This is a genomic window from Novosphingobium cyanobacteriorum (genome assembly GCF_029436685.1).
Classification (GTDB): domain Bacteria; phylum Pseudomonadota; class Alphaproteobacteria; order Sphingomonadales; family Sphingomonadaceae; genus Novosphingobium; species Novosphingobium cyanobacteriorum.
The window spans coordinates 86,503-99,948 of sequence record NZ_JAROCY010000017.1; the positions used below are offsets into that span (position 1 = coordinate 86,503).

Sequence of the window (13,446 nt, forward strand, 5' to 3'; positions counted from 1 at the left end):
TAGGCGTCATACCTGAATGGCAAACCGAATGACCGCATTTGTCAGGAGCGGACGCGACCCTGTCTATGAGAGTGTGGAGCGCCGATTGAACGTCAGCGTCCTGAAACCCAAGATCCCGATGCATCTTTTGCATTGTGCCACACCTACGGCGCAGCCGCATCCACTTCAACATTGGGATATTGTATAGCTTTGCCAACATTGCCCCAATCCGGGCGCTCTACAAGGCGAGAATGCCAAACCGCTTCGCCCTCGTCGCTCTCGCTCCTGCCATCATCCTGACCGCCTGCGGAGGCGAACCCGCTGCGCCCGCCAAACCTCCGGTTCACAGCGAAGCAATCGCGCACGAGACCGAGCTTGTCCGCCTGAAGCTCACGCCGGAAGCGCAGAAGCGGCTCGGGATTGTGACCGAGCGGATCGGGACGGGCACCGCATCGGCCATGCGCATGACAAGCGGTGAGATTGTCGTCCCGGCGGGGGTCGGTGGCGCGCCGATCAATTCCGCCAGCAATCTGCAACAGCTCGCTGCCCAGCAGGTCGCCGCTGATGGCGAACTTGCGCGGGCACGGGCGCAGCTTGCTTTGGCGCGCGTCGCCTATGATCGTGCATCGGCTTTGGTCGACGAAGAAGCAGGCAGCATTCGCGCGCGTGATGAGGCGACGGCGGCGCTCGGGGCTGCCAAGGCTGCAGCGGACGCTGCCGCAGCCCAGCGCCGCCTGCTCGGGCCAGCGGTGGCGAGCATTGGCAACCAGCGCTACGTCTGGGTGCGGGTGCCGGTGTTCGGGAGCGACCTTGCCGGGCTGCAACAAGGTCAGTCGGCGCTGGTCTCGCCGCTTGGACAGGATAGCGCGAAACGATCTGCGCGTCCCGTCGATGCGCCGCCGTCTGCCAATGCGATGGCGGGCACCGTCGATCTCTATTTCGCGCTCGACAATCGTGATCGGGCCTACCGCGTCGGCCAGCGGGTCAGCGTCGCGCTCCCGCTTGCTGGTAGGCGGAGCGAAGGGCTCTCAGTGCCGACCTCCGCGATCCTGCGAGACATCTATGGCGGTGAATGGGTCTATGCGAAGACCGAGGCCGACACCTATGTGCGTCAGCGGATCGAGGTTGCCGCAACCGAAGGTGGCCGCGCGATCCTGTCGCGGGGCCTGCGTCCCGGTACACTGGTGGTCACCGCAGGCGCTGCCGAGCTGTTTGGCACCGAGTTCGGGGTCGCACACTGATGCTGGCCTGGCTCGTTCGCTCCGCGCTCAAGCAGCGCTTGCTAGTGCTTGCGATGGCGGCGCTGCTGGTGGTGCTCGGCTTACGCGCGTCTGCTGATGTGCCGCTCGATGTGTTCCCCGAGTTCGCCCCGCCTATCGTCGAGATCCAGACCGAGGCACCGGGCCTGTCGACTGAGGAAGTCGAAAGTCTGATTACGGTACCGATCGAAACCGCAGTCAACGGCGTCCCCGATCTGGCCACCTTACGCTCGAAGTCAGTGCTGGGCCTCTCGTCGGTGACGATCCTGTTCGAGCGTGGCACCGATGTGATCCGCGCTCGCCAGCTGGTACAGGAGCGCGTCGCACAAGTGCAGGCACGGCTACCTGCCGCTGCCCGCCCGCCTGTGATGCTGCCGCCCTTGTCGTCCACGAGCCGTGCGATGAAGATCGGCATCTCCTCCAAGAAGCTCGATCAGATGCAGCTGTCCGAGCTGGTGCGCTGGACGATCCGGCCCAAGCTAATGTCGGTGCCGGGCGTCGCCAATGTCGCCGTCTGGGGCTACCGCGACCGGCAGTTGCAGGTGCTGGCCGACCCCGATCGGCTGCAAGCCTCGGGCGTCACGCTGGCTGAACTGCGCGCGGCGACCGGGGATGCGGTGCTGGTCGGCGGCGGCGGCTTTGTCGATACGCCCAACCAGCGACTGCCCGTTCAGCAGGCGGGCGCGATCCAGACCGCCGAGGACCTCTCCCGCACGGTCATCAAGATCGCAGGCGATGCGCCGGTGCGGGTGGGCGATGTCGCGCGGGTGACCGATGGCTTTGCCGCCCCCATCGGCAATGCAATCATCGACGACGGCCCCGGCATCATGCTGATCGTCGAGAAGCAGCCCACCGGCAACACGCTCCAGCTGACCCGCGACGTCGAGGCAGCGGTCGAAGAGCTCCGCCCCGGCCTCAAGGATGTGAAGATCGACACCACGATCTTCCGCCCGGCAACCTTCATCGAGAAGTCGATCGACAATCTCACCCGCGCGCTGATGATCGGCTGCCTGCTGGTGGCGATCGTGCTGTTCGCCTTCACACGTGACTGGCGGCAGGCGACGATCAGCCTTGTGGCGATCCCGCTGTCGCTACTGGCGGCGGGCCTCGTGCTGCTGTGGAGCGGGGCGACGATCAACACGATGGTGATCGCCGGGCTGGTTATTGCCCTTGGCGAGGTGGTCGATGATGCAATCATCGATGTCGAGAATATCGCCCGCCGCCTGCGCCTGAACCGTGAGGCGGGCAATCCGCGCTCGGCCTTTGCCGTGGTGCTCTCGGCCTCGCTCGAAGTGCGCACGGCTGTGGTCTTCGCCTCCCTGATCGTCATGCTGGTGTTCCTGCCGATCTTCTTCCTTGGCGGGGTGGCGGGGACGTTCTTCAGGCCGCTTGCCATTGCCTATGTGCTGGCGATTGCCGCCTCCCTGCTGGTAGCGCTGGTGGTGACGCCTGCGATGTGCCTGATGCTGCTGCCGAATGCGCCGATGAAGGAGCATCGCGACACGCGCTTTGTCGCCTCCCTCAAGCAGCGCTATCTTGGCGTCCTACCCCGGCTGGTCGACCGGCCACGTCTTGCCATGGGCATCGTCGCGGGCGGCTTGCTGCTTTCCGGCGTGGGCTATCTGGGATTCAAGGACCAGTTCCTGCCCGACTTCCGCGAGACCGACTTCCTGATGCACTTCGTCGAGAAGCCGGGCGTCGGCATCGATGCGATGGACCGCATCACCATCCGCGCCTCGAAGGAGCTGCGCGCGATCCCCGGCGTGCGCAACTTCGGGGCGCATATCGGGCGTGCCGAGGCGGCCGACGAAGTGGTCGGCCCGAACTTCACCGAACTGTGGATCAGCCTCGATGACGAAGCTGACTACGACGCCAGCGTCGCCCGTATCAAGGAAGTGGTCGAAGGCTACCCCGGCCTTTACCGCGACGTGCTCACCTATCTCCGCGAACGCATCAAGGAGGTGCTCTCCGGCGCAGGCGCGACCGTGGTGGTGCGGATCTACGGTCCCGATCAGGAGGAGCTTCGCGCCACAGCCGAGCGGGTGCGCGGCAAGGTCGCCAGCATCCCCGGTGTGACCGACCTCAAGGTCGAACAGCAGGTGCTGGTGCCGCAGATACAGATTCGCCCGCGCTCGGCTGATCTCGTCACCCTGGGCCTCACGCCGGGCGAGGTGCGACGGCAGGCGCAGACCCTCGTGGCGGGAGAGAAGCTGGGCGAAATCTATCGCGACCAGAAGGCTTTCGATGTCGCCTTGTGGGGCGAGCCTGAAATCCGCGGCGACCAGCACGCGCTTGCCGATCTGATGATCCAGACCCCGGTCGGCGCGCCCGTCCGCCTGCGCGACGTCGCCGATGTGGTGATCGTGCCCGCGCCTAACGAAATCAAGCGCGAGGACGGCCAGCGCCGTCTTGATGTCACGCTCAACATCGCTAGCGATGCCGATCTCGGAGCCGTCGCGCGCGGGGTCGAGGCGGCGGTGAGCGAGGTGCCCTTCGCCACCGGCTACCACCCAGAGATCCTCGGCGAATATGCAGCGCTCAAGGAATCGCGTTCGCGGCTGTGGACGGTAGGCCTTGCCTGCCTCGTGGGTATCCTGCTGCTGGTCTGGCTGGAGTTCCGTTCGGCTCGGATCACCGCGCTGGTGGGCCTCAGCCTGCCCTTCGCGCTGGTCGGCGGGGTGATCGGGGTTGCGCTCACCGGCGGGGTTCTGTCGTTGGGATCGCTGGTCGGCTTTGTCACCGTGATCGGGATTTCAGCGCGCAACGGCATCATGTTGCTCTCGCATTACGATCATCTTCGGCGGTTCGAGGGCGAGGAGTTCGGCCCGGCCCTGATACTTCGCGGCGCGCAGGAACGTCTCGTGCCGATCCTGATGACCGCACTGTGCGCAGGGCTTGCACTGGTGCCGCTGGTGATCGCGGGCGATAAGCCAGGTCACGAGATCGAGCATCCGATGGCAATCGTCATCCTCGGCGGCCTGATCTCGTCGACCGCGCTCAACCTGTTCCTAATGCCCGCGCTCTATGCCCGCTTCGGCAAGGATCGCTCGGCACCCGAGCCGGACCTTGCGGAGGCGGTGGCATGAAGCGGTTTGTTCCCCTCGCTGCCCTGATGGTGACCGCTTGCGCGACCACGTCCCCGCCTGCGGCAACTAAGATCGATCCCACGATTGCTGCCGGACCGTTCGCGAGCCTGCCGGTCGCCTCGATCGAGCCTGTGCCCGATGATTGGTGGCGGCTCTATGATGATCCTGTGCTTGACCGCTTGGTCGAAGCCAGCCTCGCGACCAATGCCGATCTCAGGGTGGCCTATGCCAATCTCGATGGCGCGCGCGCGGCGCTGCGTCAGGCGCAAGCCGCCCGGCTGCCTCAGACCACGATCGAGAGCAGTCTCGGCATCGACAATCCCGCCAATCAGCCCAGCGCCTCAGGCAATGTGCCGACGACGGACTACGACCTGGGGGTAACCGCAAGCTGGGATGCGGACCTGTTCGGTCGGCTTCGCTCAGGTGCGCTCGCTGCCCGCGCCGATGCAGAAGCCCAGGCCGCTGCGCTCGATGGCATCAAGGTCGCGGTCGTCGCCGATACCGTTCTGGCCTATGTCGATCTGTGCGGCGCAACCCGCAGTCTTGCCGTCGTGCAAGAACAGGTCGCGCTTCAGGACCGCGCGCTGACAATCACCCGCAGCCAGCTCGCGGCAGGCGAGGTTTCCCCGCTGGAAGTGTCGCAGGCCGCCAACCTCGTCGCCGTAACCAAAGCGACCATCGCGCCGCTGGAAGCAGCGCAGGCCAATGCGCGCTATCGCCTCGCCACGCTCGCAGGACGCCCGGCGGGAGAGGCACGCAGCAACCCCGTGACTTGCACCGCAACGCCGAAACTACGCAATGCGGCTCCGGTCGGCGACGGGACGGCCTTGCTGCTGCGCCGCCCGGACATTCGCGAAGCCGAACGCCGCCTTGCTGCCGCCACCGCGCGGATCGGAGTGGCGCGTGCCGATCTCTACCCCCGAATCAACCTTGGCGGGGCGCTGGGCCTACTGAGCGGCGGACTAGTCGCGACAGGCTCGCCGCTGGTAAGCTGGGCCTTCCCCAATCAGGCCCCGGCCCGCGCGCGCATTGAACAGGCTGAAGCAAGCGAACGGGTTGCGTTGGCGGGGTGGGATGTCGCGGTCCTCCGGGCGCTGCGTGATGTCGAGACGGCGCTTGCGGCATATGACGGAGAAGTGCGCCGCAACCGGGCGCTGGCCGACGCCCGCGATGAAGGACGCCTCTACGCCCGCCGCGCCGAGGCGCGTGTCCGGCTCGGCGATGCCGCACCGCTGCTGCGGGTCGACGCCGACCGCACGCTGGCACAGGCCGAACTGTCGCTCGCGCAGTCTGAACTCGCCGTCGCGCAGGCGCAGGTGGCGCTGTTCCGCGCGCTTGGCGGTGGCTGGCGCAGCGGCGGCGAGCCGTTAGAATAGCTCCATGAGAATCCTGATCGTCGAGGACGATGCCGATACGAGCCAGTTCATCGCCCGCGGTTTGGCCGAACTGGGCCATCAGGTGGTGACCAGCGGCGACGGGCGCGATGGGCTGTTCCATGCGACCGATGGCGGCTTCGATGCCATGGTAGTCGACCGGATGCTGCCTGGGCTGGATGGCCTCGCGCTGGTCAAGGCCCTGCGCGCTGCCGGAAACATGACCCCGGTGCTGATGCTCACCGCCGTCAGCGGGATTGTTGACCGGGTCGAGGGGCTCGAAGGCGGGGCGGACGATTATCTCGTGAAGCCCTTTGCCTTTACCGAGTTGGCGGCACGCCTACATGCGCTAGGGCGTCGGCCTTCGGCGGCGGCGGAGCCTGCGCGGCTGACGGCGGGTGACATCGTGCTCGATCTGCACCGCCGCACGGTTACGCGCGCAGGCCACAAGATTGCGCTCCAGCCCCGCGAGTTCACGCTTCTGGCCGAACTGATGCGCAACCCCGGCCGCATCATGACCCGCACCATGCTGCTCGAACGGGTGTGGGATTTCGACTTCGACCCCAAGACCAATATCGTAGAGACCCACCTCAGCCGATTGCGCTCCAAGCTCAATGCCGGGTTCGACAGCGATCCGATCGAGACCGTGCGCGGCGCGGGCTATCTCATCAAGGACGGCGGATGAAGCGCTGGTGGCGCGGCACTTTCGGTCTGGTGGCTGCCGTCGCTGTGGGCTTTGCTCTCGCGACGCTGGTGATCGGCGCGGTGGCTTTCGAAACCACCCATGAAGCGCTCGAACTGCAACTCGATCACCGCATCGCGATCGAAACGCAGGCGCTGATCGACGAAGGGCAGGACGGGCATGAGGGTGTGGCCGCCGCCATCCGTCGGCGGGAGGCGGCAAGCAGCACAGCGAGCCTCGGCTATCGGCTCGTTGATGCCCAAAACAGACCCGTAGCGGGATCGCTCGATGCGACTGTCCCATCAAAGCCCGGCTATGTCGAACTGCTGCCTTACAAGGCGAATGGCGAAGAACGTATCGCACAATCGCTGACCACCGCCCTCCCGGGTGGTTACCGCCTTCTTGTCGGCGCGGATCGAGCCGCCATCGACGAGATGGATAACCGCTTCATCCTGCTGTTCCTCGGTGCGTTTGGCGCAATGCTGCTGCTCGGCATCGGTGCCGCCTGGCTGGTTGGTATCGTCACCCGGCGGCGGCTCGCCCGAATCGATCACACGGCTGCTGCGATCATTGCCGGCGATCTGTCGCGGCGCGTGCCACTGACCGGCAGCGGCGACGAGTTTGACGGCGTGGCCACGACGCTCAACCGGATGCTCGACCGGATCGCCGGGCTGATGGAGAATCTGCGTCAGGTCTCCAGCGATGTAGCCCACGACCTGCGCACGCCACTGACACGGTTGCAAAACTGTCTCGATGAGGCCTTACGCGAGCGCAATCCAGAGCTACAACGCGAGGCGATCGAAGCGGCCGCAAGCGAGGCCGGTGAGCTGCTGGAGGTCTTTTCAGCCCTGCTGCGGATTGCGGAGGTCGAAGGTTTGGCCGCCCGCGCGCACTTCCAGACGGTGGATCTCAGCGCAGTGGTGGCCGATGTGGCGGAGGCGTTCCGCCCCTCAATGGAGAGCAGCGGCCACCAGCTTGTCACCAGCATTGCGCCCGGACTGACCATGCCCGGCGATCGAAGACTGCTGCAGCAGATGCTCACGAACCTGCTCGACAATGCCGCGCAGCACACGCCGCAGGGAACGACCGTCTCCATCGCCCTCGAAAGCACCCGAAACGGCATCCGCCTCGCCGTCTCCGATAATGGCCCGGGCGTGGGGGAGATGGAGGCGCCAGAACTCTTCAAGCGCTTCGCGCGGGCCGACCGCAGCCGATCAACGCCCGGCCATGGTCTTGGGCTGGCAATGGTTGCGGCAATCGTTGCCGCACACTCTGGCAGAGCCACCATTGACTCTCGACCGGGCTTCGGTGTGCACGCCGAGTTTTGATCTTATGCGGCACTGCGTCATTGCTGCCGCTCGAAATTCCACCCACTAACGGTCGTGTGCGGCAGTGATGCAAAATCCCGAAAGCAACGTGACGGCTTTGAGCGGAACCAGACGTTGATCCTGCCAGACATGAACGACCGGACCTGGTCGGAAGCCGCGCTTCCCACATGAAATAGGCTGCGAGAATCAGCTTGATACGATCTCGCGCATCCAGTCGTCGATTTCCGCTTCGACCCACACGACACATTTCGGCCCTAGCGATCGCGACCGTGGGAACCGCCCCTCGCTCATACGTTGATATATGGCGGAGCGGCGCAGCCCGACCCGCGCGATGACCTCCGGGAGGCGGAGAAACCGGGCAGGCACAGCTGCGGCAAGCTGAGGGGTATTCGATGTGTCCTGATTAGAAAGCGGCATTGCTGATCTCATTCGCTTGGGTTCGGTCCCCTCCGAACTTTGGGATTTACCGCGACAGCGACATCGCGATGTCGCGCCCCACAAAATCATCGATGTGCTTGGCAAGCATTCGTGCCACGAGCTGTGAGGTGCCGTTGGCCCACCGAGGCCGCAGATCCTCAATCCGCCGTCCCAGGGTCCGCTGAAGATGGACTGGGAGGCTAGTGAAGAACTCTTCGAGAAATTCGCCCATCTCGCCATGCATCCACTCGCAGGCGAGATCTTCCTGCCCGGCGAGTGCGAGGATCATGGATGCGCGGGGATGGGCTCCACAGGCGGAGAGCACACGTGCTGCTTCGTCGAGCCCGATAGGCCGCTCGCCGCGCGCAAGGCGAAGCAGGGTCTCGCGATGCATGCCGCATTCATTGGCAATCCGGTGGCGAGGTTTGCCAGCGGCTTCGATCGCATGGGCAAGGACGCGGGCCAGGCTTTCATTGGCCGGTCTGGCGGCGGCGGTTGGATGGTACATGGTTGTCTCCTAGGTTCTGCACTCGTGCGACTCGCAGGCATAACGCGAAGCATCCCATGTAGGAAAATGAAAAGAACATATACGGAACATCTCGTTTAGAGGCGAATCAGTTCCTCTATCCGATTCGTCGCCAAACCCCAGCTGCCTTGACGGCTGTCGCCGACATAAAAATACTGAATTTACGTCGTTATCGTCGATTTCAGGCGCGGGACTGGAAAAGATGCGTCCGCATCCTTCCACCTCCAGGCGGTTTTGCCGCTGAACACTTTCCTACGACCATTTCCTAGATGCATGTGGAACACACAGCGAACGCAAGAACGCTGTGACCACCCCTCCAACCGGAGCTTCACATGCAGTCTCTCACCCTCCCCAGGCGCGCGAGCGTCAAGGGTCTCGGCAAGACCCTCAACATTGCCATCCCGGTCGCAATCGCGGCGCTTGCGGCGAGCGCCGCCTATGCCGGCGCTGACACGACCTTCACCCCTGCCCTCACGAAGTTCACCTACATGCCCCCGCAGTGCCAAGATCGGCAGCGGAGGGGACCAACGGCCAGCAAGAAGGAAGCACTATGGCCAGGTCCAAACCCACTGCCCGCGATGCGCTGAAGAAGCTGCGTGAACAGCGTGCCCAACTCGAGAACGAGGAGGCGCGTCTCCGCGAAGAAGCAGCGACCGAACTCGGAAAGCTGCTGATCGAGTGCGGCGCGGAGACGATCGATCCGGCGCAGTTGCGCCAGATCGTTCGCGCATCGATGGCGCTCGGGATCGATGAAACGCTGAAGCGGATTGCTCCCGCGTAGAGCCCATCCCGCGGCGGCAAGGGGTTCGACGCCCCGTGCCGCCGCATCGTAGGCGTATAAAAGAAAAGGCCCCGATGGCGCCTGCCACCGGGGCCTTGTCGTGAGGCAAGGACATTCAGTCCTCATCGATATCGGGAGCACCTTCGTTGCTGCCGGAGCGGCCCTTGGTGAGGAAGTCGACCTTGTCGGCGATAATCTCGCAGCCGTAGCGCTTGGTGCCGCTCTGATCTTCCCACTGGGTGTAGTGGATGCGCCCTTCGACCGTCACGAGTTGACCCTTGGTGCAATACTTAGCGACGTTCTGACCCAGGCCGTTGAAGCAGGTGATCCGGTGGAATTCGCTGTCCTTGGCGGTGTAGCCGTTTTCGTCCTTGTAGGTCTTGCCATCCTTGCGGGCGGGACGGTCGGTCACGACCGAGATCGATGTGATGCTGGTTCCGCCCTGGGTGGTGCGGGTCTCGGGGTCGCGAGCGATGCGGCCAACGAGGATAACGAGATTGGTCATGGGCTTTCTCCTGATCGAGCATTCCGGGTCCATCCCGGCTGCAAAACCCGAGCAGAAGCGCCCCATGGCGAAGCGCACCGAAGGGAAACCCGGAACTGGTTCGGGTGGTGCGGGCAGCCGGGCACGCAGCATCGCGCCGAAAAGTGGGAACCGGTTTTCGGCACCAGCGATGCGCAAAATCGTGCCCGGCAACTCGGTCGGACCTGATCCGGGTTGCGCGTCTCGACGGGGGGTGATTCAGGGACAGGTTTGCATCGAAGCCGGGTGGAGCTGGATGCCTTGAACAGGTTTGCCCTGACTCGTTTCCCTCCGGTCTTGGCAGGATCATCCACCCCGCCCCTTCACCGGAGAACCCCCTCTTAGATCACGGTACCGACCGCTTCAGCAGGTGGCACGCTCCTGGGCGCAACTGCTTCACCGCGGCCAGGCATGTCGATCGTCACCCCTTCAGCGCCGTCCAAAGGGTTGCCGCGAAGCATCCAGGCCTGCGGCGTGATCAAGCGCGCCCAATCGGCAAAGGAGGGGATCGAGCCCAAGTCTTCGCGCACGTGCTGTTCGCCGACCAGACGCACCGGAACGACCCGGCCATCGGCATTGACGAGGGTCTCGCCGAAGATCGCCTCCAGCATGAATATCCCCTCGGCATGGTGCCGCAGCGCGCGGTGTCGTGGGTCTGCCAGGATTGCCTTGGACTGGTCGAACCACTGGTGCAGCGGGAGATAGTCATCGACCGTGCCGCCCCATTTCCGGACCGAAGAGAGAGCGTGGTAGTAGCAGTGGGCCATGCCGGGTCTCCTAGAGCTCGGTCGAGTGATCATCGGTCGCGGTGAAACGCAGGCTGCAGTCGAGCACGAAGGTCGCTTCAGCCACATCGATCACCAATTCGCCGCAGGCACCGTCGTTGATCTCCCAGCCAGGATGGTGACGTTCGAGCGCCAGGTAGGTCAGCTGTTCGAGTGCCTGCCCGAGTGATTGCGGCTCTCTGGAACCGGTACGATCAACGCTGCCTGCTTCGCCTTCCAAGAGGGTCACATCCGGGCACGGGATCCACGCGCCGGCTGCATCGAGGCATGCACATTCTTCAACGGCACCGCTGTCGCCGCAGCCGTCAAAGCGGATCTCGACACGGGCGATGCCGGCATCCTGCAAGCGCGGAAGAATGGCGACCTTGAGCTGCTGAATCTCTTCAGCAACCTGCATCTGCCGCTCGGCCTGGCGAACGGCAAAATCGGCCATCACAGCCTCGATATCGATCATGAACTGCCTCCTGTAGAAAGGAGCCAACGACCTCCGCTGGCTCAAACTGACAGGCGCGCGCCTTTCCTCTGATGGGCGACGCCAGCGCCGATCCGGCGCTGGCGCGAAGACCGACAGGGTCTTAGTCGGTCCTGACCGAAGAGCTCTTCGGATTGGTACCGAGGGGCCCGCGCCGATCGACCACGGTGATCCGCCGGGCCTTGGCTTCGATGACCAGACGTTCGAGCACGCCATTGCCTGGAAAGGCGACGACGTAGCGAGGATCGAGGGAAAGCATCCGCTCGTTGCGCTTGAAGCCGGCACGGGCGCCCAGGCGCATATCGAGCGAGAACGTGACCTGCGGGATGCCGCGCCGTTCGGCCCAGCTCGATGCCAGACGGTCGACGCCTTTGGTGTCGCCGCCATGGATGAGCACCATGTCAGGCACGCGGTCGCGGACCTTGTCGAGGGTGGCCCAGACGTTGTTGCCGAAGATCAGTGCATCGTCTTCGGTGGCATGACGAGTGCGCCCGCCAGCGAAGACGACCGGGGTTCCTTCGGGCACCGCTGCACGGCGTTTGGCCTCGGCACGGGCGCGCAGGAAGTCGCGCCCTTCGACGAGCGCCGAGGTCAGCATGGCGCTGTGATTGAAGCGCGAACTGGAGACCGGCTTCCAGGAGGAACCGAACTCGTTCAGGTAAAGGGCTGCTGCGACTTCGCGCATCTCCTCGAGCGCCAGCATCGAGCTCTCGGCGCATTGCGCCCGCTCGACCTGGGTCTCAAGGTCATGGGTGTGGACCTCGGATCCGTCGGCCGTAGCAATCAGCGCGCGGACCTCGTCGGTCGCCCGGTCGAGAGCTGTCGATTTGCGTTCCGCCGAGCGGTGGAAGATGTTGACGAAGGCCCAGCCAAGATCCTCGGCGTCGGCTTCAAGAGCGGTGCCGGACACCATGGCGAAAAGATCGGACCAGACCGCTTCGAGGGTTTGGACGACCGCTTCGCGGACCGGGAAATCGCTTGTCGATACGGGAGCAGGACCGATGGAAAAGCCGGCAAGATCGAGCCCGGCGAGTTGATCGGCAAATGACGTGTGCATGGGGAAGTCCTCCTGACTGGCGTGAGGCCGACGCACCCGTTCATGGCTGCGCCAGCGAGAGCCCGTCAGGGCCAGCTTCAGGCAGGATTGCGCACCCGTCAGGGGGAACCCGGCTTGGCGGGCTGGCGCGGGCAGGCCTTGAGCCCGAAGGGCGACGGCCAACACGGGCCCGTCCAAGCCGGGTTGCGCAAAGCTGGCGGCTGGCCCAGGGCCTCTCTCGCATGGCGCCAGACCATGAGCGGCCGGCAAAGCTCAGTCAGGGATGGCAACCCAAAGCGCTGCTTCTGGCCAACTCGCAGACCTCAAGCTGCGCGCTTGGTGTAGACCCCCTCGCCGTTCGACATGTGCCCGAGGCAATCGTAGTCGCCAAACATGACATCGAAGCGGGATGCGATCTGGGACAGCCAGCGCTTTGCCCGCGGTGACCGGGCCGCGCGCCAATCGGCGTCCCGATATGCCCCGTCATCGCGTTCGACGATCCAGACAGCGACCAGCCCTCCATAGATCGATACACCGAAATCCGCATAGGCATTGCGCATGAGGATCCGGTCTACCCGGCCACGCCATCCGTCATGCGGGATCAGGGACGGGAAGGCTTTGGCCGCCCTCTCGCGCAAGTCCTCGCGCAGCCATTCATAATCGAATTCCCAGTCGTCCTCGGCTTCGAACTCGAGCACCGTGAAGGCGACAATTGCGCCACTGGGATAGCTGACAGATCTACCCATGGCACCCTCCCTCAGGCCGCAAGCACGTCGACAGACGCGTCGTCAAACTGTTCAGGCATGGCCCTCCCGCCAAGCTTCAGGAGCAGGCTCGCGGCTTCTTCGGCCTTGGCTGCAGCGGTCAGGATGGCGCGGTCATCGTCTTTCAGAAGCTTGAGCCAATGCTCGATATAGCTTGCGTGGCTGTCGAGGTGCGTGACCGGCAGCCCCAGCTCGGCGCCGAGCATGGCGCTCGAAAGTTCGGCGACAAGTTCCTCGGCGGCATAGGCTGCCGTTCCGAAACGGTTCTTGAGATCCCGTCCCAAGCGGCTGGCATGGCCGGTCCAGTGCGATAGCTCGTGGTAGGTCCCATCCATAACGTGTCCTTTCTGTCCTCTTCTGCCAATCAAGCAGGACACATGATCCGAGCCCCCTCTTCTCTGCCGGACAGGGAGGGCCCGAGGGCCCTTCCTGTCC

General features: G+C 64.5%; 13 protein-coding genes and 1 pseudogene. 6 read left to right on the plus strand and 8 right to left on the minus strand.

Annotation, left to right across the window (positions count from 1 at the left end):
- Positions 1–230: 230 nt before the first annotated feature.
- The 5 genes from POM99_RS16860 to POM99_RS16880 are packed head-to-tail and all read left to right on the plus strand — an operon-like array spanning position 231 to position 7,707.
- The gene (locus POM99_RS16860) at positions 231–1,220 is read left to right on the plus strand and encodes an efflux RND transporter periplasmic adaptor subunit (RefSeq protein WP_277279647.1); all 990 of its coding nucleotides are present in this window, start codon (positions 231–233) and stop codon (positions 1,218–1,220) included.
- A complete protein-coding gene (locus tag POM99_RS16865; RefSeq protein WP_277279648.1) occupies positions 1,220–4,324 on the plus strand; it encodes an efflux RND transporter permease subunit in 3,105 nt (1,034 codons plus the stop codon). The genes POM99_RS16860 and POM99_RS16865 overlap by 1 nt, the downstream gene beginning before the upstream one ends.
- Complete coding sequence (locus POM99_RS16870) at positions 4,321–5,700, plus strand: efflux transporter outer membrane subunit (protein ID WP_277279649.1); 1,380 nt, start codon at positions 4,321–4,323, stop codon at positions 5,698–5,700. The genes POM99_RS16865 and POM99_RS16870 overlap by 4 nt, the downstream gene beginning before the upstream one ends.
- Positions 5,701–5,704: 4 nt before the next feature.
- Positions 5,705–6,382: a response regulator transcription factor gene (locus tag POM99_RS16875; RefSeq protein WP_277279650.1), complete on the plus strand. Its 678-nt coding sequence runs from the start codon at positions 5,705–5,707 to the stop codon at positions 6,380–6,382.
- A complete protein-coding gene (locus POM99_RS16880; protein ID WP_277279651.1) occupies positions 6,379–7,707 on the plus strand; it encodes a sensor histidine kinase in 1,329 nt (442 codons plus the stop codon). The genes POM99_RS16875 and POM99_RS16880 overlap by 4 nt, the downstream gene beginning before the upstream one ends.
- Before the next feature lie 186 nt (positions 7,708–7,893).
- Here POM99_RS16880 and POM99_RS16885 read toward each other — a convergent pair whose 3' ends face one another.
- Together POM99_RS16885 and POM99_RS16890 are read right to left on the minus strand one after the other, a co-directional pair.
- Positions 7,894–8,124: an AlpA family transcriptional regulator gene (locus POM99_RS16885; protein WP_234178734.1), complete on the minus strand. Its 231-nt coding sequence runs from the start codon at positions 8,122–8,124 to the stop codon at positions 7,894–7,896.
- 46 nt (positions 8,125–8,170) lie between these two features.
- A complete protein-coding gene (locus tag POM99_RS16890; RefSeq protein WP_277279652.1) occupies positions 8,171–8,632 on the minus strand; it encodes a transcriptional regulator in 462 nt (153 codons plus the stop codon).
- A gap of 568 nt (positions 8,633–9,200) precedes the next feature.
- Between POM99_RS16890 and POM99_RS16895 the strand changes: the two genes are divergently transcribed.
- The gene (locus POM99_RS16895) at positions 9,201–9,431 is read left to right on the plus strand and encodes a DUF6437 family protein (RefSeq protein WP_277279653.1); all 231 of its coding nucleotides are present in this window, start codon (positions 9,201–9,203) and stop codon (positions 9,429–9,431) included.
- Between the two features lie 115 nt (positions 9,432–9,546).
- Here POM99_RS16895 and POM99_RS16900 read toward each other — a convergent pair whose 3' ends face one another.
- From POM99_RS16900 to POM99_RS16925, 6 genes and pseudogenes are all read right to left on the minus strand, one after another.
- Positions 9,547–9,936 carry a single-stranded DNA-binding protein gene (locus tag POM99_RS16900; protein WP_007688363.1) on the minus strand — a complete coding sequence of 130 codons (390 nt, stop codon included), beginning with the start codon at positions 9,934–9,936 and terminating at the stop codon, positions 9,547–9,549.
- Between the two features lie 359 nt (positions 9,937–10,295).
- Positions 10,296–10,721: a DUF6915 family protein gene (locus POM99_RS16905; protein WP_030092318.1), complete on the minus strand. Its 426-nt coding sequence runs from the start codon at positions 10,719–10,721 to the stop codon at positions 10,296–10,298.
- A 10-nt stretch (positions 10,722–10,731) separates the two neighbouring features.
- Complete coding sequence (locus tag POM99_RS16910) at positions 10,732–11,193, minus strand: DUF6878 family protein (protein WP_277279654.1); 462 nt, start codon at positions 11,191–11,193, stop codon at positions 10,732–10,734.
- Between the two features lie 121 nt (positions 11,194–11,314).
- A complete protein-coding gene (locus tag POM99_RS16915) occupies positions 11,315–12,268 on the minus strand; it encodes a DUF2493 domain-containing protein (protein WP_277279655.1) in 954 nt (317 codons plus the stop codon).
- Positions 12,269–12,570: 302 nt separating this feature from the next.
- Positions 12,571–12,993, minus strand: coding sequence for a hypothetical protein (locus POM99_RS16920; RefSeq protein WP_277279656.1), 423 nt, complete (start codon positions 12,991–12,993; stop codon positions 12,571–12,573).
- Positions 12,994–13,004: 11 nt separating this feature from the next.
- Positions 13,005–13,331 (minus strand): annotated as a pseudogene (locus POM99_RS16925) (zincin-like metallopeptidase domain-containing protein); the annotation flags it as partial.
- Positions 13,332–13,446 lie beyond the last annotated feature (115 nt).